At 43.1% G+C, this 20,993-nt stretch carries 20 protein-coding genes; all 20 read right to left on the bottom strand.

Annotation, left to right across the window (positions count from 1 at the left end):
* Window positions 1–7: 7 nt before the first annotated feature.
* Window positions 8–1,000: a signal recognition particle-docking protein FtsY gene (gene ftsY, locus OCV96_RS16475; protein WP_118505322.1), complete on the bottom strand. Its 993-nt coding sequence runs from the start codon at window positions 998–1,000 to the stop codon at window positions 8–10.
* 118 nt (window positions 1,001–1,118) lie between these two features.
* Window positions 1,119–4,679, bottom strand: a complete 3,561-nt coding sequence (smc, locus tag OCV96_RS16470) for a chromosome segregation protein SMC (protein ID WP_118539888.1) — start codon at window positions 4,677–4,679, stop codon at window positions 1,119–1,121.
* Complete coding sequence (gene rnc / locus OCV96_RS16465) at window positions 4,660–5,355, bottom strand: ribonuclease III (RefSeq protein WP_117466995.1); 696 nt, start codon at window positions 5,353–5,355, stop codon at window positions 4,660–4,662. The genes smc and rnc overlap by 20 nt, the downstream gene beginning before the upstream one ends.
* 308 nt (window positions 5,356–5,663) lie before the next feature.
* Window positions 5,664–5,894 (bottom strand): acyl carrier protein, encoded by a 231-nt coding sequence (gene acpP / locus OCV96_RS16460; protein WP_022154378.1) that lies wholly within the window; start codon window positions 5,892–5,894, stop codon window positions 5,664–5,666.
* Between the two features lie 34 nt (window positions 5,895–5,928).
* Complete coding sequence (gene plsX / locus OCV96_RS16455) at window positions 5,929–6,957, bottom strand: phosphate acyltransferase PlsX (protein WP_118539887.1); 1,029 nt, start codon at window positions 6,955–6,957, stop codon at window positions 5,929–5,931.
* Window positions 6,958–7,165: 208 nt separating this feature from the next.
* Window positions 7,166–7,345, bottom strand: coding sequence for a 50S ribosomal protein L32 (rpmF, locus tag OCV96_RS16450; protein WP_022154380.1), 180 nt, complete (start codon window positions 7,343–7,345; stop codon window positions 7,166–7,168).
* Window positions 7,346–7,347: 2 nt separating this feature from the next.
* Window positions 7,348–7,872, bottom strand: coding sequence for a YceD family protein (locus tag OCV96_RS16445; protein ID WP_262594965.1), 525 nt, complete (start codon window positions 7,870–7,872; stop codon window positions 7,348–7,350).
* Window positions 7,873–8,018: 146 nt separating this feature from the next.
* Window positions 8,019–9,038, bottom strand: a complete 1,020-nt coding sequence (locus OCV96_RS16440; RefSeq protein ID WP_262594964.1) for a hypothetical protein — start codon at window positions 9,036–9,038, stop codon at window positions 8,019–8,021.
* Between the two features lie 73 nt (window positions 9,039–9,111).
* Complete coding sequence (locus OCV96_RS16435; RefSeq protein ID WP_118539885.1) at window positions 9,112–9,396, bottom strand: type II toxin-antitoxin system antitoxin SocA domain-containing protein; 285 nt, start codon at window positions 9,394–9,396, stop codon at window positions 9,112–9,114.
* Window positions 9,386–10,051, bottom strand: coding sequence for a hypothetical protein (locus tag OCV96_RS16430; protein ID WP_262594963.1), 666 nt, complete (start codon window positions 10,049–10,051; stop codon window positions 9,386–9,388). Before OCV96_RS16430 ends, OCV96_RS16435 begins: the two co-directional genes overlap by 11 nt.
* On the bottom strand, window positions 10,048–10,692 hold the full coding sequence (locus OCV96_RS16425; protein ID WP_262594962.1) for an ATP-binding cassette domain-containing protein: 645 nt from the start codon (window positions 10,690–10,692) through the stop codon (window positions 10,048–10,050). The genes OCV96_RS16430 and OCV96_RS16425 overlap by 4 nt, the downstream gene beginning before the upstream one ends.
* Window position 10,693: 1 nt before the next feature.
* Window positions 10,694–11,518, bottom strand: coding sequence for a hypothetical protein (locus OCV96_RS16420; RefSeq protein WP_262594961.1), 825 nt, complete (start codon window positions 11,516–11,518; stop codon window positions 10,694–10,696).
* A gap of 1 nt (window position 11,519) precedes the next feature.
* Window positions 11,520–12,362, bottom strand: a complete 843-nt coding sequence (locus tag OCV96_RS16415) for a hypothetical protein (RefSeq protein ID WP_262594960.1) — start codon at window positions 12,360–12,362, stop codon at window positions 11,520–11,522.
* Window positions 12,363–12,864: 502 nt separating this feature from the next.
* On the bottom strand, window positions 12,865–13,740 hold the full coding sequence (locus tag OCV96_RS16410) for an ATP-binding cassette domain-containing protein (protein ID WP_227733341.1): 876 nt from the start codon (window positions 13,738–13,740) through the stop codon (window positions 12,865–12,867).
* 10 nt (window positions 13,741–13,750) lie between these two features.
* Window positions 13,751–15,817, bottom strand: a complete 2,067-nt coding sequence (locus OCV96_RS16405) for a hypothetical protein (RefSeq protein WP_262594959.1) — start codon at window positions 15,815–15,817, stop codon at window positions 13,751–13,753.
* Window positions 15,818–15,830: 13 nt separating this feature from the next.
* Window positions 15,831–17,126: a hypothetical protein gene (locus OCV96_RS16400; protein WP_262594958.1), complete on the bottom strand. Its 1,296-nt coding sequence runs from the start codon at window positions 17,124–17,126 to the stop codon at window positions 15,831–15,833.
* Window positions 17,127–17,613: 487 nt separating this feature from the next.
* Window positions 17,614–17,967, bottom strand: coding sequence for a hypothetical protein (locus tag OCV96_RS16395; protein WP_262594957.1), 354 nt, complete (start codon window positions 17,965–17,967; stop codon window positions 17,614–17,616).
* A 16-nt stretch (window positions 17,968–17,983) separates the two neighbouring features.
* The gene (locus OCV96_RS16390) at window positions 17,984–18,655 is read right to left on the bottom strand and encodes a helix-turn-helix domain-containing protein (RefSeq protein WP_118539988.1); all 672 of its coding nucleotides are present in this window, start codon (window positions 18,653–18,655) and stop codon (window positions 17,984–17,986) included.
* Window positions 18,656–18,887: 232 nt separating this feature from the next.
* Window positions 18,888–19,667: a tryptophan synthase subunit alpha gene (gene trpA / locus OCV96_RS16385; protein ID WP_227733339.1), complete on the bottom strand. Its 780-nt coding sequence runs from the start codon at window positions 19,665–19,667 to the stop codon at window positions 18,888–18,890.
* A 126-nt stretch (window positions 19,668–19,793) separates the two neighbouring features.
* The gene (gene trpB, locus OCV96_RS16380) at window positions 19,794–20,978 is read right to left on the bottom strand and encodes a tryptophan synthase subunit beta (RefSeq protein ID WP_119623648.1); all 1,185 of its coding nucleotides are present in this window, start codon (window positions 20,976–20,978) and stop codon (window positions 19,794–19,796) included.
* Window positions 20,979–20,993 lie beyond the last annotated feature (15 nt).

The raw sequence follows: 20,993 nt of genomic DNA, 5'->3' as shown, positions 1-20,993 counted from the left end.
CTGTTTATTATTCTTCCGCGTCTGTCTCTCCAGCTTCTTCCTCCGGCAGATGCAGTTCTCCGATGTCATCCATATTCACATCAAACAACGCATTTACAAATTCATCGGAATTGAATTTCTGGAGATCCTCGATGGATTCTCCCACACCGATATATTTTACCGGAACCTTCAGTTCGGACTGGATGGCCACAGCGATACCGCCCTTGGCCGTTCCGTCCATTTTGGTCAGGATGATACCCGTAAGATCCGCCACCTCACCGAATTCTCTTGCCTGCACCAGAGCATTCTGTCCCGTGGTGCCGTCCAGCACGATCAGATTCTCTCTGTGGGCATTGGGGAATTCCTTGTCGATGATACGGTTCATCTTACGAAGTTCTTCCATCAGGTTCTTTTTATTGTGCAGTCTGCCGGCGGTATCTACAAGAAGCACATCCACGCCTCGTGCCTTCGCCGCATTCACGGCATCAAACACCACGCTGGCGGGATCCGCACCTTCTTTTCCGCCGATCATGGGAACATCCGCCCGGGATGCCCACTCTGCCAGCTGGTCTCCTGCTGCGGCACGGAAAGTATCCGCTGCGGCAATAAGGACTTTCCTGCCCTCATCCTTTAATTTACCGGCCAGCTTGCCGACGGAAGTGGTCTTCCCCACACCGTTGACACCGATGACCATGATCACGGACTGTTCCTTCTCAAAATTATAGGCAGTCTCATCCACCTGCATCTGCTCCTTGATACTTTCAATCAGAAGCTGTTTGCATTCGGAAGGTTCCTTGATATGTTTTTCCTTCACCTGCTGTTTCAGTCTCTCCACGATAGCGGTGGTGGCATTCACACCGATATCTCCCATAATCAGGATTTCTTCCAGTTCTTCGTAGAAATCATCATCAATGGCGGAAAAACCGCTGAAGACCGAATCGATTCCCCGGACAATGTTATCACGGGTCTTGGTCAGTCCTTCTTTTAACCGGGCAAAAAAGCCTTTCTTTTCCTCACTCATCCGATTTCCTCCAATCAGCATTCTATCCAGAAAAGCGCTTGCGTTTTTCTTGTATGAAACTTAGAACTTCTTCACGAAAGAGCCTTTGCTCTGAGTGATTAGAAGTTCTTTTCATACTCTAATCATCCAGATCTTTATCAATGAGGTTAACACTGACTAAAGTAGATACACCCTTCTCCTGCATGGTGATACCATACAGTCTGTCCACCTGTTCCATAGTGCCTCGTCTGTGGGTAATGACAATGAACTGGGTGTTCTTGGTCAGCTTATGTAAATACTTAGCGAAACGGCCTACGTTGGAGTCATCCAACGCCGCCTCGATCTCGTCCAACAGACAGAACGGAGAGGGCTTTAAGTTCTGGATGGCAAACAACAGGGAAATAGCGGACAATGCCTTTTCTCCACCGGACAGCTGCATCATGTTCTGAAGCTTCTTTCCGGGGGGCTGTGCGATGATGCGGATGCCTGCTTCCAGAATATCCTCATCCTCCATCAGTTCCAGGGTTCCCTTACCACCACCAAAGAGTTCTTTGAATACTTTATCGAACTCTCTGCTGATCTCCGCAAATTTCTCCGTGAACTGTTTGCGCATGGCGGTATCCAGTTCCTCGATAATGCCTTCCAGGGTCTTCTCCGCCTCTACCAGATCGTCATGCTGGGTCTTCATAAAGGTATAACGCTCCATCAGATTCCTGTAATCCTCAATGGCGTTGACATTGACATTACCTAACTTCCGGATCTCATCTTTCAGACCGCTGATCTCACGCTTCATGGCGGGCAGATCATTCATCTCTTCATTGCGAAGGCCTGCCGCATCACTCAGGGTAATCTCATACTCATCCCACATGTAATTGATCTGGCCTTCGATATTGTCTTCCAGCTTTTTCTTCTGTTCACTCAGACGATAGACTTCTTTGTCCAGAGCATTCATGCGCTCTGACATTTCTTCTCTGCTCTGGAAGAAGCCTTTCTGCTTTGCAGACAGTTCTTCTTTCTTTGCAATATCCTCGTCCAGCTTTTTCTTGGAAGCATCCTGATTCTCATGGGAAGCCGCGATGGTCTTCTCAATCTCCAGAATGTTGTTTTTCTTGCGTTCCACTTCCTGTGCGTTTTCAGTCAGTGCCTGTAAGATCTCATTCAGTTCTGCCTGTGCACGCTCCAGTTCGCCGCCTATACGGTCTACATTGGCCTGTTTGTAATCCAGAGCCTGACGCATCTTCTCGACTTTTACTTCCCATTCTCCGGCATGGGCGGAAGCTTCACTCTCTTCCAGTCTGCAGCCTTCCAGTTCCTTCTGGAAGACAAGAATCTGTTCCTGAGTGGTTTTCTCCAGTTCTTCACTTGCAGCCAGTTCCTGTACGATTGTTTCCTTGCTGGAACGGATCTCGAAGATCTTGGTCTCGATCTCCTGTTCCTCCAGCTTCAGGGACTGTGCACTCTCTGCCTCTTCTTCCATACGTTCTCTGGCCTGGGAAATATTTAATCTTGCGGTATTCTGCTCAATGGACTTGCGCTGCATCTCGGTCTTCAATGCTTCCAGATCCATACGCAGCTTATTTCGTTTGCTCTTGGCGCCTTCAATCTTCTGGTTATAGGTCTTGATGTCATCGGAGAGTTTTTTCACCTTTTTCTCCAGTTCATCCATCTCACGACGTCTTCCCAGAAGATTACTGTTATTCTTAAATGCACCACCGCTGATGGCACCGCCGGGAACTAAGAGTTCGCCTTCCAATGTGACCATACGGATGCCGTAATCGAATTTTCTTGCGATCTTCACGGCATTGTCCACGTTGTCTACGACCACGATACGTCCCAGCATGGCCTTGGCCACATTGCGGTATTCTTTTTCCGTATTTACCAGTTCATCCGCCATACCGATGACACCTTTTTCCTTCAGGGCCTCGGGATTTTTGAATTCCTGAGGTTTGGTAATACTGGTCAGGGGAAGGAATGTGGCTCTTCCGAGGCGGTTCTGCTTTAAGAATCCGATCATATGCTTGGCGGTCTCTTCGTTATCCGTTACGATATTCTGAATATTACCACCCAGAGCGGTCTCGATAGCGGTCTCATATTTGGCTTCTACCTGAATAATATCCGCTACAACACCGATGATACCTTTTTCTTTTTCCTTCTGCTCCATGACCTTCTTGACGCTGCCACCGTAGCCGTCATACCGCTCGGTGATATTGGTCAGGGCTTCCAGTTTGGACTGCTCCTGATGGAAACGGTTCTGTGTCTCCCGCAGCTTCGCATCTAAGCCTGTGAGATTCTCACGGATATTGCCCAGCTCCAGTTCGGATGCTGCTTCCTGTTCTGTCATCTGCCGCAGTTCTTCGGTCACAGTCTCGAAGGTCTCTTCCAACTTCTTGATTGTCTCTTCTCTGGCAGCCTCATCGGATTTGGCACGAAGCAGTCTGGAATTCAACTCTGCCTTGCGGATATTGATCTGCTCCATCATAGTATCGAAACGTCCCATCTTGGACTTGATGGTAGCCCGCTGGTTCAGCTCGCCGATGATGGTATTTTTCCCGGCCTCAATATTATTATTGAGTTCGGTGATCTTGTTCTGGATAGCTTCCAGGTCGGCCTTTGCCATGGCTGCCGCCTCTGCGATCTCCTGTACCTGAGTATCCGTATCCTTTTTATCGGTTAAAATATCCTGTTTTTCTTTTTCTTTGCCGGCGATTTCTTCTTCCAGGGCTGCCTTACGATTGTTCAGATGGTTCTCACTGCCGTGAGCGGAATTGATCTGCTCTTTTAAGACATTGATCTCACCTTCCAGTTTGCCCCGCATCAGGCCGGTATCCGTCAGTTGCTCTCTGGCGACTTCAATGGCTGCATCCAGGCTTTCGATCTCCTGCTGGATCCGCTCGTATTCTTCCTTGATACCTTCGTACTTTTCACTGGTCTCGTTCAGTTCATTGCTGGCCAGATTATATTTTTCTTCCATGGAAGACAGCTGTTCTCTGAGTTTCTTATTTTCCAATAAGAAGACATTGATATCCAGAGTCTTTAATTCTTCCTTTTTCCTCAGATAGACCCTAGCCACCTCGGATTGCTTCTCCAGAGGGCCTACCTGCTTTTCCAGTTCGGACAGAATATCATTCACACGCACCAGATTCTGTTTTTCGTTCTCCAGCTTTGTCTGGGCTGCTGCTTTTCTGCGCTTGAATTTCACGATTCCAGCAGCCTCGTCGAACAGTTCACGCCGTTCCTCGGGTTTACCGCTTAAGATCTTGTCGATCTGGCCCTGTCCGATAATGGAATAGCCCTCCTTACCGATACCGGTATCATAGAACAGCTCATTGACATCCTTTAATCTGCAGGGAGTACCATTGATCAGATATTCACTTTCTCCGGAACGGTAGATCCGTCTCGCCACTGTAACTTCGTCATAGTCGATCGCCAGCTGGTGATCGCTGTTGTCCAGAGTAATGGCAACATAGGCGTAGCTCAACGGTTTTCTGGTCTCTGTTCCCGAGAAAATAACATCCTGCATGCTGGCACCACGCAACTGCTTGATGCGTTGTTCTCCCAGCACCCATCTTACCGCGTCCGCAACGTTACTCTTACCGCTGCCGTTAGGTCCTACGATACCGGTGATTCCGTTGTGGAACTGAAATACGATCTTATTGGCAAATGATTTGAACCCGTGGATCTCAATACTTTTTAAATACATATCCTCTATCCCTCAATAGCAGAAGCGCCTCATAAGCTGCCTGCTGTTCTGCCGCTTTTTTTGTTCTTCCCTGCCCACGGCCAAGGCATTCTCCCTCCATGTCGATCTCTACCACGAAAGTCTTGTCGTGTTCCGGTCCGCTCTCCTCTAACAGCCGGTACTCGAACTCTTTTTTGAGTTTCCCCTGAATCAGTTCCTGGAGATTACTCTTGCTGTCGTAGAAGAGACGCTTGTCCTCTAAATCCGACAGAATGAAGCGGTCAATAAAAGCCTTGGCAGGCTGCATGCCACCGTCCAGATAAATGGCACCAATCATGGCTTCCATACCGTCAGAGGTGATGCTGTCTCTGCGTCTGCCGCCGGTATTCTCTTCGCCCTTTCCCAAAAGCATAAACTGTCCCAGTTCCAGGTCTCTGGCACAGAATGCCAGGGAAGGCTCGCACACCATGGAGGCACGCATCTTGGTCAGCTCGCCCTCCGGAACATCCGGGTGTTCCCGAAATAAGAAGTCACTGGATACCAGTTCCAGTACGGCATCTCCCAGGAATTCGATACGCTCGTAGTTCTCTGTTTTGTTGATCTTTTGTTCATTGGTATAGGAGCTGTGGGTCAGAGCCTGCTTCAGCAATGCTTTATTGTGAAAGCAATAGCCGATGCGCTGCTCCAGCACGTCCATTGTATAACCATCCAACATTTTCTTGTCCTCACTATATTCCGTAGTCCCGGCTATGGTAAGAAACGCGGCACGTTTGCACTCTGTCGCAGAGCGTAACGGTACATAGGCGTGGAAAATACCCACGCAATGCGTCCCTTGGGACGCGCTATGGTACCGACGTCTGCTTACGGCGCGCTTATTCTTACCATAGCCGTGCCTACTGGACTACATCAAATTGCGATTGTATAAACTGAAAAACAGGAACAGTGCCTTGTGAGCAAGCTCTCGGTCACAGTTCCTGTTTTGTCTTTGCATGGCTCGTAGCTTTACTAGTTCACTGCGTTCTTGATCATCTCTACAGCGTCTTCTACTGTAGTAACCTGCTCTGCGGTCTCAGCAGGGATCTCGATATCGAACTCTTCCTCGATGCCCATGATGATCTGGTATACATCGAGGGAATCAGCACCCAGGTCATCCTGGAATGTGGTCTCCATGGTGATCTCATCGGGATCTACGTTTAATACCTCAGCAATGATTTTCTTCAACTTTTCAAATTCCATAACAGTTCCTTCTTTCTCAAAATATTTCTCTTGATTAATTATTCTCTGCAGCCTTATCTTCCGGGCTGATCTGTTCTTTGATCTTCTCGTTGATCTTCTCTTCCTTAAAAGCAATACACTGCAAAATAGAATTCTTCACTTCCACTGCCTTGCTGCTTCCGTGAGTCTTCACTACCAGACCGTTCAGTCCAAGTAACGGAGCGCCACCGTACTGGGAAGTATCAAAACTCTTTAATGTAGTCTTGAGTGCCGGCTTCACAAGCAGTGCACCCATTTTACTGCGAAGTGTGGACATCATCCCCTGCTTCACCTGATGCAGAAGTGCGGAGCTTACACCCTCATACATCTTCAAGATCACATTGCCCACAAACGCTTCACAGACAATGACATCTGCCGCACCTGCCGGAATGTCTCTTGCTTCCACGCTGCCGATGAAATTGATCTCCGGGCAATTCTTAAGAAGCGGGAAGGTTTCTTTTACCAGCGCGTTGCCCTTCTCCTCCTCGGCGCCGATATTCACAATACCGACTCTCGGATTCTTTACTCCCATAACGCTTTCCATATAGACACTGCCCATCTTGGCAAACTGGACTAACATGGAAGGTCTCGCATCTACGTTGGCTCCACAGTCTAACAAAAGGCTTACGCCCTTCTCCGTAGGGATCAGAGGCGCTAAAGGAGGTCTCTCCACACCGCGGATACGACCTACGATCACCTGTCCGCCTACCAGTACCGCACCGGTACTTCCCGCAGATACAAATGCATCGCATTCGCCGTTCTTCACCATATACATGGCTTTGACAATGGAGGAATCCTTCTTCCGACGGATTGCCATGACCGGAGGTTCTGCCGTCTCAATGACTTCTTCAGCATGTACAACTTCCAGCTGCTCTGCATCATAGGTATATGCCTTTAATTCCTCACGGATCACAGGCTCTTTGCCTACCAGGAATACTTTGACACGTTTGTCCGCATTGACAGCTTCCACAGCACCTTTTACGATCTCTGCTGGAGCATTATCGCCACCCATTGCGTCTACAGCAACATTTACATATTCTGCCATTTCGTCGTTCCTTTACCTGTTTATGTTTATCCGCTCATCATCAAACCGCTCCGTGGATCGCACCAAACAGTTTGATGATGGCAGATTCATTCTTACTATACTAAAGGCGTATATAAAAAGCAAGTGATTTTTTTGTGAAAGCAAAAGGAGACTCCTTTCGGAATCTCCTCTTTTCTTTTCACTTAATTTCGCTTCATTGATTTATAAATTAATCAACGCTTACGACCTGCTTCTTATTGTAAGAACCGCAAGCCTTGCAAACTCTGTGAGGCATCATCAGTGCACCACATTTGCTGCACTTTACCAATGTAGGAGCGCTCATTTTCCAGTTTGCTCTTCTCTTATCTCTTCTACCTTTGGAAGATTTATTCTTAGGACAAATAGACATCGTTACACCTCCTTATTCGCGTTGAAGATATCTTGGATTGCTGCCATACGAGGATCCGGTACGAAAGTATCGCAACCACATTCCTTCAGATTCCTGTTCTGACCACATACAGGGCAAATACCCTTGCAGTCTTCCTTACACAGGATCTTTGCCGGCCAATTCACCAGAATTTCATCGTACACAAAAGCCTCTACATCCAGCTGCCATCCATCCATAAAGCTCTGCTCGGTATCTTCTTCCTCACTTACTTCCGCTTCCGGAGAATAAACGATTCTGTCAAACTTAAGCTTCATTGCTGTAGGTACTTCAGTAAGGCACCTGTCACATTTCGTGTCAAAGGTAAGCTCTGCAGTGCCGGTTACTTTTGCCTTGTTCACACCGATGTTGGTAAAAGTAAGATTAATGGGTGTCTTCTCCGTAATGGGGAATTCTCCCTGGCGGCTCTTAAAGCTTGTCATCTCAAGCGGAATGGCAACAGTCTCTACCTTGCCTTCGGATGTTAATACATCAGATAAACTTACTAACATAGCGACTCCTATGCAATATGTTGCGTAGAAAACACAAGTCTCCTACGATGTGTTGATTCACACACTGACTTATTATACATAGGCAATACTGTTTTGTCAACAAAATTTTGTAGGATTTTCATACAATTTTTGTATCCTATGTCCGCCTACTTTTCCAGTCCGTAACTGCGGATCGTCCATCCCATCTCATCATATCCAAATGTCATAAACAGATAAGATAATGAGTCCTCCTGTGCCGGCCGGAACTCTACTTCCACCGTACAGTTACCCTTGCTGTCCGTATCCACCCCGGAGAGTCCCTTGATGCCCATGATCTCAACTTCGCCTGTGTATTCCTCCTGAAAATATGTATTTGTGAAATCCTTTGCGATCCGGTACACAGCCATTCTGTCTGCTGTTCTCTCCACTTCATCCAATATTTTCAGTTCATCATCACCGCTCATAAGACCGTATCTCAGGTTTAAGAAATAATATATTTCTATGTCATCAGGCCGTTTTCCCTCTTCCGACCATTTCACATACTGCTCCGCCTGTTCGTCGGATACATTTTCCTGATTGGTAAATACGATCATGATGAGTGCCATGTCCGGTTCTATATCTTTCTTTTCGATAATATTCAGGGAACGAAAATACATTTCCGTATAGTCTTCCTCTGCAGTCCCGGCATCCACATCACCCCTAAGCATATAATATGTACTTCCGTCAAATTCAATATAAGAAAGGATCCATTTTTCATTATAGAGGTAATTTGCCATCAACAATTGTGCCGGATTCCCCTGTGTGGACTGCTCATAGAATTCATCCAGCAGTTCTACCCCACTACACTCCTCGAATTGAGTACTTAACACATATACCGGATAAGCCCTCAGCTCTTCTATACTTAATGGAAGTTCAGACAGTTCCTGCAAAATCGTCTGTGGTTCTCTATTCCCCTTCAAATTTTCCAGGATAGTATCTGTCTGCACAAACTCTTCCGCTTCCTGCGTTGTCTCCTGCGACTGTTCGGCTGTTTGTTCAATGGTAGTGATACTTACCGTTTCATTTTCCTGCACATTGCTTTTCCTCTCAGCTTCCTGCGTTTCTCCGCCGCAGGCTGTAAGAAATATACATACTAAAATCACTCCGGTCAGACTTTTCATCTGCCAATATTTTTTGCTTGTCTTCATATTACAATCCCCCAACCTGTAATGATCATACTGCTGCATAAAATTTCCATGAACAAATGCACATGGGAATCAATTAAAATTTTCTTATTTCTTTTGCCAGACTAAACAGAATGATTTCTCCCGGTCTTGTCTCAGTATATGCCTTTTCCTTATGCATATACTCTACAATATCTTTTGCTCTGTAAGCACTAAACTTCGTAATCACCTTGTCAAGAATGCTCTTTTCTCTGTCAGTCAATACGGAATAGTCCATATTGGCAGTCGGATAGATATGAAGCATGGTATCACAGCTATAGTTCATTTCTTCCTGAATATTCAGTTTCTCCAGATTCATCAAACTATAGTTTTCACTTTTCATTATATTTTTCTATCATTTCTTTTTTTAGGCCAACTAACGCATCCATTCCTTTCTGGGTTGTAGCAAAAAATTCATTTTCACAAACTTGATTATATTTTACATATGTGGATTCACCACCTGTTTCACAAATATTATTTTCATGCTCTTGATATGAAAATATTGGTGTGAATGCATTTTCCACATACACCTGATATACAGGAATCTTCTCTCCAAGACCATCTGCCTGATTTTCGATAAAAACTAAATATTCCCCTCCCACTTCCATTATATTAACAAATCCTCTTTCGATGGAATATGGCTCTGAATATAAACTAAGTGACCAACGGCTGCAAGTAAGATATATATCTTGTCCCACCGCAGGCTCTGTTCCCTTATAAACATCTTCCACTTTGACCAGTTGCCTGCTTGTTCCTCCTATATGCTCCACATCTCCCAGTACAGATACCCGTATAATAACTGGGACCTGCGGTAAATTTACCGATAAATTCTCTGTCTCTTCAAGACATATATTTTCTGGAAGCTGTGCTACGTAAAGCTCATCTAAATATGACTTATCTTCTGCTATATTAGTATACGTTCTTTTTTCAAATATACCAAATACAGTTATAGCTATAACAATGAATAAGATAAAGCATGAACCCCATTTGAATTTCACAGTTCTGTCCCCTTTCTTTCAATGCGGCCATCTGCAATTTTATATACCTGGTCTGCCAATATCTTCATATCATCCTGATTATGACTGGCTAAAAGAATTAAGGCTCCTCTTTCTTTTTCCTGTTCAATTAATTGTCTGATTTCCTTTATTCCTGCTTCATCCAGTCCGTTTGTAGGCTCATCCAGCATGATAACATCTGGTTTCTCCATGATGGCCTGTGCAATCACCAGTCTCTGCTTCATTCCCATTGAGTATTTACCAAATACCCTTTTGTCAGCCGGGTCAAGTCCAACCCGTTGTATTGCTTCTTCTACTTCCCGCTTACCAATCACTCCCTTTAACTGCGCAAGATATAATAAATTATCTACTCCTGTCTTATTGGGATACAAGCCGGCATGCTCCAAAACAATCCCTTGACTTGGTAAAACATCAAAGTCTTTGTGCAGTTCTTTTTCATTCCAATAAATATTACCTGAATCAATCTTCATCAGACCCGATAATGCCCGAAACAACATGGTTTTTCCAGATCCATTTCTACCCCAAAATCCATATATATTTCCTGTTTCCATTTCCAGACTGATGTCATTGAGTATTGTCTTACCCTTTATTTTTTTATAAATATTGTTTGCAATTAATTTCATATCAAATTGTCTCCATTTCCATGTTCTCTGCCAGTAAATCCTTCTTCTGTATCAATAGTCCTCCCATCACTACAGTAACTATACAGAATAGAGCCGGAATCAATATCGAAGTAACTAAATTCAAAGAATATCGGCTGTTGGCTAACTCAACTTCTAACAATGTGCTGCGATGCCATCCTAAAACGGTATGTGCTACTGGATTCAACCACAAAAAAACATCTATGATGTCTTGTTTGATTTGCATTTTCGTCAATATATTTATGATACTGAGTGCTGCGGTACAAGTCATTTGCACAACCATAACCAATGTGAATGCAGCACTGCTTCCAATATTGATTGCAAGTAAATTAACTAACAGCACCAGGGTAAAATTCCATAACATAAAAATCAGAGCATGGCATCCCAATAAAATAAATCCACCTACGCTAAAAATCACCTGATATCGCAATACAGAAGCAATAGCGGTTGTGCTTAGAAATACCAGTTCAAATATGCATATTAAATTAATTACCTGTAACATTTCCTTTCCATACCATTTCATTCGATTCGGGCACCGACTAAACACATAGATACTGGCTGTGCAGAAATGACCATACAGTTTATTTCCAAAAACCAATATCATAATATAGTTTGGCATCATACGAAGCATAAATCCAATTAACTCCACTAAATTACAACTCATGCTGAGTTCACCTCTGGATCCACTTAATTGTAATACCAGCTCTGGCAGCGTTATTACTCCGTCAAACGGTCTGATAAAACCAAGTGATATGCAAATTCCGGAAAGTATTCCAATTAAAATTACTACTCTTTTTTCATGATACATATTACCATTTATCCTTATTCCTTTCATAAAGGTAAAAACCGAATATTGTTATTATTATAATTCCTACCCCCATCAGTGGAACGATAATATTTTTAGGGGTATCATCAAAAAGAAGCAAATACTTATACCAGCTTAATGAACTCTTATTTCTATCCAGAATATTAAGATATGTAGACGCATTCAATAGAACAAAAGTCGGTAAGATCAGCAACATGCGATATTTAACCGTCAAAACAAATGATATTGCTACGGGAAGCGTACCAAGGATTCCTGATACGACACCAAAAAACAGTGTTGTAAGAATTGCATACAAACCAGGGGATGCTATATAGATTGCGCTGCCTATGTAATTATGAACCATTGTGGCATAATCTGTATTGTAAATGCTTAAATTTGATAAATCTCTTATTGCATTCATGGGAAAAGATAGCATATTCATTAGTATTTCCAGCATAAATGGAACCGTAAAGACTATTGTTGTTGTAAAAAAAGATGCCCACAATTTACTTTGTAAATAACGATTTTTCCCTAAACGATAAATCATGTATACTTCTTCTTTTGTCTGCTGTTCTTTGGTATAAGAAAAACCAGCAGGTACAGCAACCAAGATAGGGTAAATCATCACAATTAATAACTGAATGTTTGCACTAAAATATACTTTATTCAGGCTGAGCGCTAATAACTTCATTGGCTGATACATTTGTGAAACATCAGTACCTCTAAATGTGAGAACATTCGTTATATAATTCCCCAGCACTACAGCTAGAAGTAATATAAATGTCAGACTTGCTTCTTTTTGTTTTAATAAAAAAATGGTTTGCTTCTTAATCACTTTTATTAACATACAATTTTCCTCATATAACTTGAGATTAAATGCTTTATTATGCACTTAATCCCAAATTTTTACAACTTATCTTCCATCGTAAGAAACAGTTGCATATGCGGCTGCACTTGAGTTACCTCTAAATTCAAAACCCACAAATATGTTTGATGCCTTAACATATAACAGATTTTCTTTAGAAATACAATTGAGCATTTGGAAACTTCCCATTAATCGTATTAATTTCCTTTTGCTCAAGTAGTTACAGCAATAACCGTTTCCATTTTCTCCATGTCTTTCGTTGTCACCAATCTTATCTGGATGCGCTGTACCTGACAGAAAAAGAGATTGAAAATATCTTTGAGTTTACCATGCTGACTGACCGCTGAGTACTAGATTTTCATACAATTTTTATTATCGCAGCATCATTCCATTTTCTGGCAGTTTTAAGACAAGTCTGTCTGCTATTGAATTTTAGAACTTCTCCTTAAAGGAAATGTATCAGTTGTTTTACAACTACCGTAGATCATTCTCTATCTATCCAATATAAATATACATCTTCCAAGCAGGGATAAACTTCTTCCACATTACCTGTTTTCAAGGCATCGGCACTGATGATCCTCAGTCGATGTCCTTTTTCTGTTAATGTAACACTTATGATCCTGGCTCCACTGTTCTGGTATTCTTCCCCTTCCCTCTCTGTAACCAACACATTATAAACTTTATGTTCCAATTCAGCCAAAAATTTCTGCGGAGTATCCCTCCGGACAATCTTCCCATTCTTTATCAGCAGTATCTCTCTGGCCATGTTTTCCACATCCGCTACTACATGTGTGGCTAAAAGGACAATCTTATCCTTTGCACAGCCACTGATAAAATTTCGTATCCGGATTCTTTCCTCCGGATCCATCCCAGCCGTTGGTTCATCCAGAATCAATATCTCCGGATCATTTAATAGCGCCTGTGCCAGCAGGATTCTCTGTTTCATACCACCTGAAAAGTATTTCAGCTTTTTATACCGTTCCTCTTTCAGATTGACGACCTCTAACAAATTTTCAATCTGTTCTCTGGCATCTTTTCTGTTCATTCCTTTTAAAGCAGCCATATACCAAAGGAACTTTTCTGCAGTAAATGCTTCATAAAGACTCTGCTGCTGTGGCATATACCCGATCTTCGCCCGGTAATCCGCTCCCATCTTATAAATATCTTCTCCGTCTGCCGTTATGCTTCCCTTATCCGGGCGCAAATTATCCGTCAGCATACCAAACATTGTACTTTTCCCTGCGCCGTTGGGACCCAGAATCCCATATATCCCCGGTGTAAAATCTGCAGATACGTCATTTATTGCATACGTTTTCCCATGATCATAGCTTTTGTATAGATCTTTTATTTTTAATTCCATAATGTACCCTTTATATCATATTCAACAGAATCATGTGGCTGCTTCGTTTAAAATACAAAAGCAGCAATACAACAATAATCAATATGCCGCTTCCCATCAGCAGTGCCGGAATTCTCTGTTTCAACTTTTTGTACAATGTCCGCCCCAGGATTCCTACTGCCAGAAAGCTTCCGAATTTCAGGACAAATACGAAAGTCTCATACCATCCCAGTGTTATGCTGCTTTCGCAGTTCCAATTTACCAGATTACACATTTTCTGCCCTGCTGTGGCAAATCCATCAATATTCTGCAGCTTTAAAAACAATGGTGCAGCCATTACCAGATAGACAAATACTACGCATATGATCGCTGCCAGATCCTTACTTCTCTCCAGAACTTCTCTTCCTCTCCGGGTAGAACGGATCAGCGGTATCAGGTTGCTCTCCTCTCCTGCTCCGTAAATCCCTCCCAGTAAAAACAGCAACAGAACCGCACCTACGTACCAGGTAAGCACTTCATGGGTAACATTTCCCCATATATCCAGGTAAGCTTTTTCATCCAGTAAATATTTTTCCGAAAGTTTACCCTCTTTTTCTGATAGTCCCCGGATCTGATCTGTCAGCTCCTGAAAGCCCTCATGCAAACGCTGCCATTCCAACTGCATCAGTAACCGATCTATTTCATCCGTCCCTGACATTTCAGCTGATTCCCGACTGGGCTCCTGTAACTGCTCCAACCGCCTTTTTTCGTTTTCCACCTGCTCCAGGGTCTCCTCCGTCAGCTGTCCGGAAAGATTTTTCAGGTACATATGGTAGGCGGCATCTTTCGCCGTCGCATAGTATTGTGGCGCATATACAGCAAAAACATTCTGCATCATAAGCCACAGGGCAATTATGATCACAATTCCTTTTTTCTGCTGGATCAATAGTTTATAAAATTCATAATATACAAGATTCCTTCTATGCCCTAGTACGCTCCATTTTTTTCGTAACCTGATAATCAGCGTTTCCAGCCGGTCACTGTCACTGATCTGGCAGGTTCTATGGAAAAGGTTTATTCCGCTGGCACAGCATACCACATAAATAATCAGGAAGACACTGACCGCAACTTCATTTTTTCCTATGGCATGTCCCCCAAAATTGAAATTAACATAGCTTCCCAGCGCCTGTCTCATATCCCAATAGAAAAAAGGATTTATAATCTTACATACCCGCAGGGTTCCCGTGACAGCAATGAAATGGTACGCTGCATATTCGCATATCATAGGAAGCATCATGACAATGAAAGCTCCCGTTTCCGATTTCACCAGCATGCCCGCCATAAAAAGAACAGACCCTGTCAGCAGGGACAGTCCCACACGAAGAAAAATAAGCAGTCCTATGGCCTGCCCTACGCTTAATACATACGGGCAGTTGCGGAAAAGAGAAACCGACTGTACGTGTCTGTTCATATTGCCATATCCATACATCCATTTCAGGAACAAAACAACACTGGTTTCCTGTAACAAGGTATACAGTACTCCCCCCGATAATAGCAGAAACAACTTGGAATACGCCGTTACATGATGTCCGTTTTTACATCCTTTAATAAGAATAAAAAGCTTTCTATTTCTCTCATAAAATAATAAATACCACGTCAATACTCCCTGAAAAGAAATAGCAAAGAAAATACCGTACTGATACTCCGCCAATGCCTTTATTCCAAAACAGTTGTCCACTGTCACAGAAGCTTTCGCAACTGTCGAAAAATCGTGACAAGTCTTGCGGATATTATCCGTCAGATAATGATTTCCTTCGGAGATCACATTTTCCATGGCCTTTGACCTGTCCTGCATCTGTGAAATAAATTCCCGATAAGAGTCCAGATACCGTTTCTGTTCCTCCAGATCAGCCTCATAGAAGCCTAACTCGTCCGCCTGTTCATTTCCTTCACAAAACGCAATATATTGATCTTTTTGCTGATATACATAGACATAGGCCGCTTCTTTTTTCTGAATCATAAAAAGCAGGAATAGATTCCCCACAAAAAGTCCAATAAATGCAATCCATAGCGGAATCTGCGTCATCAGCTTTTTTATTTCATATCCTGTCAACCTCATGCAAATTGCCCCTTTAACGATCCATGATCTCCGTCAGTGTAATCGTTTTCCCCCGGTACTCTCCAATTTTTTTCTCCCAGCACTTTACTCCCCATGTACCGTCTTCTTTCTCATAAGTAAAGTACATCCTGTTTCTGTCACCTACCGGAAATCTCTGTGCTCTCCCGTTTTCATTTAATGGTGTCATAAAGGTATCTACGATCTGCATGTCCTTGTCATACACAACATATTTTCCCGGATTCCGAAGCCAATCATCAATGTCCTCCATCCAGTCATCAAAAAAATATAAATATTCGCCATCACTCAAAAAATAACCTGCCTGAGGTACATCTTCCAATAACACCTTCAGATTGGATCCATCCAGATCAGCAATATATACCGGCATCGGTTCATCACCTCTTTTTTCATCATCATAGGGATCCAGAATGATCTGATCCTGCCAGAATTGTACCCCTAAAATATGCACCGATTTCGGCATATCCGGAATCTGTAATTCCTCAATTTTGTCCGCCTGTATATCATATACAAAGGTTTTATTATATAACCTGTCGTAATCGTAACCATTATTTTCTTCCTTCTGGGAATCTCCCTCTTTGGGCAGCATAGAAATAATTTCAAAATACACATAATTTCCATAAGCCTGAAGATTTCCCCAAGTAAGCACTCTCAGATTCTCCTCCGCAGTATAGACGGTCTCCGGTCTATGAAAAAAGGTATTTAATGATAACCGTTTTATCGTACATTCAACCTTTATCTCTTCATCTTCCTCATAATACCTTTTTTCCGCATAATATAAGTTGTTCCTATGTATGATCCAGTTCACAATAATGCTGGATTTTCCATCCCATTTGTACACAACATCTTTCGCTGTTCCGTCCAGAGCATAGCGGTATAATATCCTTTCATCCGTTTCGTAACAGCTCAACGGAATACAATAAAGATAATCTCCGCATTTTGCAATTGCGATATCTTTATCCGGATTAATATTTGCCAGTTCCTCCAAATCGACAGAGGCATTACACTCTTTTATTTTCTGCTGATCCGTCTCTCTGTCATGTAAGCAGTCCACCTTATTACACAGCGGAACTAAAACATCATTACCTTCTTCCATGTAATAGATAAAACCATTCTTGTATATATATACGATGTTATCGCTTCCCTGCTGGACTTTAGGAAATGCTATGCTATCCGACCATTGTCTGTATTGATAGTCATAGTTTTCTACATAAGTGTCCGGCATTGCCTTGTTGGCACAGCCTGTCAGAAAGATCAAGTTTACTATTATAAGATAGGTTTTTATTCTCCGCATAGCATCTCCTGTTTTGTCCATTCCGTTGGTCATCAATTGATTATCTGGTCCATCTTGTAATATCCATCCAGTATCCAGAAGGGAATTGTGTCACAGAAACCTCGTGTACACCTCTTACATCCAAAAATGCCGCCGTTGGCTGTTCGATTACAGAGATGTCTACCCTTGCAGTTGCTCCGCCTCCTAATTTGCTAAATGTGTATTATAAACCATATTCTTAATATCTGCACATCCGTCTGCTCTATTGTACTTGTTTTTTCTTACCTTCCTCCATTTTCTAAAATATTTCTTTTACTTGTCAATCAAACATGCTTGATAATTCATATTTACCACAAATTATCTCTCTAACTCAATTGAGCAGATGGAAACTTCCCATTAATCGTATTAATTTCCTTTTGCTCAAGTCCCTTAATAAAAGATTTCATAGCAAAAAGAGTAGGTTGCATCCGTAATTTTTCTATAGATGCAACCTACTCTTTAACTTAAACTATTCTTTATAAAGTACACCAGTATACGTAGCTACTGTTTGACTTGTAGTATATGAATATTTACTTATTGTAAGAACCCCTGAGTAATAGCTTCCATTAATTTTTTCTCTCCATGAAATTTCTTTCTGTGGTTTTACAACCCCTGAATATATCACTTCCATCGTCACACTAACACTTGCTCCGCAAAGGACAATGTCGTTTTCCGCCAAATCTTCTGCAACATATACTTCATAATATATACCTTCTGATGTATATCCCCCTCCTACCCGCTGTGCAGTTTTCTGCGCATTAACCGGGAATGAAATACTTAAAACAGCTACTACAAAAAATATGGCAAATATACCTTTGTTCATATCCTATCCTCAACTTTCATTCTCCACTCAGAAATACATATCCTCCTACATCTGTTTCCTTCCATGCTGTAGCGTCTTCCTTATTATCATAATAAGTTGTCTTTACAATATTGGTATCTATTACTTCTTGATTCAATGTAGCTCTCACTTCATCCAAATGCACATTAATACTATCATTCGTCATTTCACCATCTACTACATACGCAATTTCATATACCCTTCCCCATAACGGATCATCAATATACCTTGTTCCTATCTGCTGAAAAGCAGGTTTTCTATGTCCTGCCATATATATCAGAAACATTCCTGCAGCTATCGCCAATATTCCAATCAAAAAGGACATTCTTACAATTCGTCCATAGTTTTTCTTTTGGGGTTCAGGTTCTGATTCCTCATTTTCCCCTGTGTTATCCGTATTCTCCTTATCTCCCTCCTCCACATTCCTTTTTTGAAATTCAGGATTGTCCAGCTTCTCCAATGTCTTTTCCGGATTATGTAATTCGTCACACGATACCTGAAGTATATCTGCTATACGACTAAGCATCATCATATCCGGAAGGTTCTTTCCATTCTCCCATTTGCTTACCGCAGACGTAGAAACCGATAACCTCTCTGCCAGTTCCTTCTGACTTAATCCATTCTTCTTCCTTAAAATTACCAGTAGTTTACCAAATGCTTCCTTTTGCATAACTTTACCCCTTTAATTGTACTAGCAATGATACAATTATACGATTAAGTTATCTAAAAAGCAATGAAGCAAGAATGAACATACTTGACAATTCACATTTACCACAATGATACGTCTAAATCAATTGAGCATTTGGAAACTTTCCATTTTAATCTTATGAATTTCCTTTTGCTCAAGTAGTTACAGCAATAACCGTTTCCTAGATTATTGTGTCATACCTCCCTATCGTTGTCTACTCTGCTACAGCCTCTTTCATGCTCTTCACATATTCTCCGATATAAGGAGCTGCATCTTTGCCATACTTTGCAATGATCTTCACGATGGCGCTTCCGACAATGGCTCCGTCGGATATAGATGCCATAGCTTTCGCCTGCTCGGGGGTGCTGATGCCGAAGCCGATAGCACAGGGAACGTCGGTCACGGTGCGGATGCTTTCCACGATAGCAGGCAGATTGGTCTTGATCTCGCTGCGCACACCGGTGACCCCCATGGAACTTACCACATAGATAAAACCTTCTGCTTCCGATGCAATCTGGCGGATACGGCTCTCGGAGGTAGGAGCGATCATGGAGATTACCTTCACGCCATGGGTTTTGGCGGGAGCTTCCACCTCTGCCTTCTCTTCATAAGGTACATCGGGAATAATGATGGCGCTGATACCCAGTTCTTCACATTTGGTAAAAAATTTCTCATATCCGTAATGGAATACCGGATTCACATACGTCATAAATGCCAGCGGAATCTGTGACTGCTCCCGTACTCTCTTCACAATTTCGAACACGCCGTCCGTTGTCATGCCGTTACCAAGAGAGCGGATATTTGCTTCCTGGATCACCACACCTTCTGCTGTAGGATCGGAAAAGGGAATACCAATCTCTATGAGATCCGCTCCTGCTTTCTCCATCTCCAGGATGAATTGTACAGTGCTGTCCGCATCCGGGTCTCCTGCGGTAAGGAAGCCGATGAATGCTTTTTTATTCGGTGTATCAAATACTTTTTCTAATTTACTCATCGTATCTGTCTCCATTTCTTCTATCTCTTCTATTCTAATTTCTTCTATCTTTCCTGTTTTCATCTTCTGTCTGCAGGAGAACGGACTGCCCAAAGCATTTCACAGCCCCTGCACGTAGGTCGGTCATCAGTCATGAATATCCACACCGCGGTATCTCGCAATAGCGGCCACATCCTTGTCGCCTCTGCCGGACAGACATATGATAATGCTCTGGTCCGGGCTGTAGTTCTTCGCGATCTTACGTACCTGTGCTACCGCATGGGCACTCTCAATAGCGCAGATGATTCCTTCAGTTCTTGCCAGATATTCAAAAGCATCCACTGCCTCGTCATCCGTGATGGGCACATACTGTGCTCTGCCGATGTCATGCAGATAAGCATGCTCCGGTCCGATGCCGGGATAATCCAGTCCCGCAGAAATGGAATATACAGGAGCAATCTGTCCATATTCATCCTGGCAGAAATAAGATTTCATTCCATGGAAAATTCCCAGAGAGCCGGTAGCAATGGTAGCTGCGGTCAGTGCCGTATCCACACCCTTGCCTGCTGCCTCACAACCGATGAGTTCCACATCCTTGTCCTCAATAAAGTTATAGAACGCACCCATGGCATTGCTGCCGCCGCCTACGCAGGCTACCACGGCTGCCGGAAGCTTTCCTTCCTTCTTCAGAATCTGTTCCTTTGCTTCCTGGCTGATCACACTCTGAAAATCTCTTACGATCATTGGGAAGGGATGCGGTCCCATAACGGATCCCAGCACATAATGGGTATCCTCCACACGATTGGACCATTCTCTCATGGTCTCATTGACAGCATCCTTTAAGGTCATGGTACCGGAAGTTACGGGATGTACCTTGGCTCCCAGAAGTTCCATACGGTAGACATTCAATGCCTGTCTGTTGGTATCTTCTTTTCCCATGAAGATTTCGCATTCCATCCCCAGGAAGGCTGCTGCCGTTGCGGTAGCCACACCGTGCTGTCCGGCACCGGTCTCTGCGATCAGGCGGGTCTTGCCCATCTTCTTGGCAAGCAGTGCCTGTCCCAGGGCATTATTGATCTTATGGGAACCGGTATGGTTCAGATCCTCTCTCTTGAGATAGATCTTCGCGCCGCCCAGATCCTTCGTCATTTTCCCTGCATAGTACAGCAGAGAGGGGCGCCCCGCGTATTCATTCAACAGCTTGTTCAGCTCCGCATTGAATTCCGGATCCTTCTTATAATGCTCATAGCACTCTTCCAGATGGATCAGTTCATTCATCAATGTCTCAGAGATATATTGTCCTCCGTGGATTCCGTAACGTCCTTTGCTCATGTGTTCCTCCTCTTT

The organism is Waltera acetigignens, assembly GCF_025567015.1.
Classification (GTDB): domain Bacteria; phylum Bacillota; class Clostridia; order Lachnospirales; family Lachnospiraceae; genus Acetatifactor; species Acetatifactor acetigignens.
The sequence above is the reverse complement of the archived record's forward strand: the minus strand, read 5'-3'. Positions and strand labels throughout refer to the sequence as shown.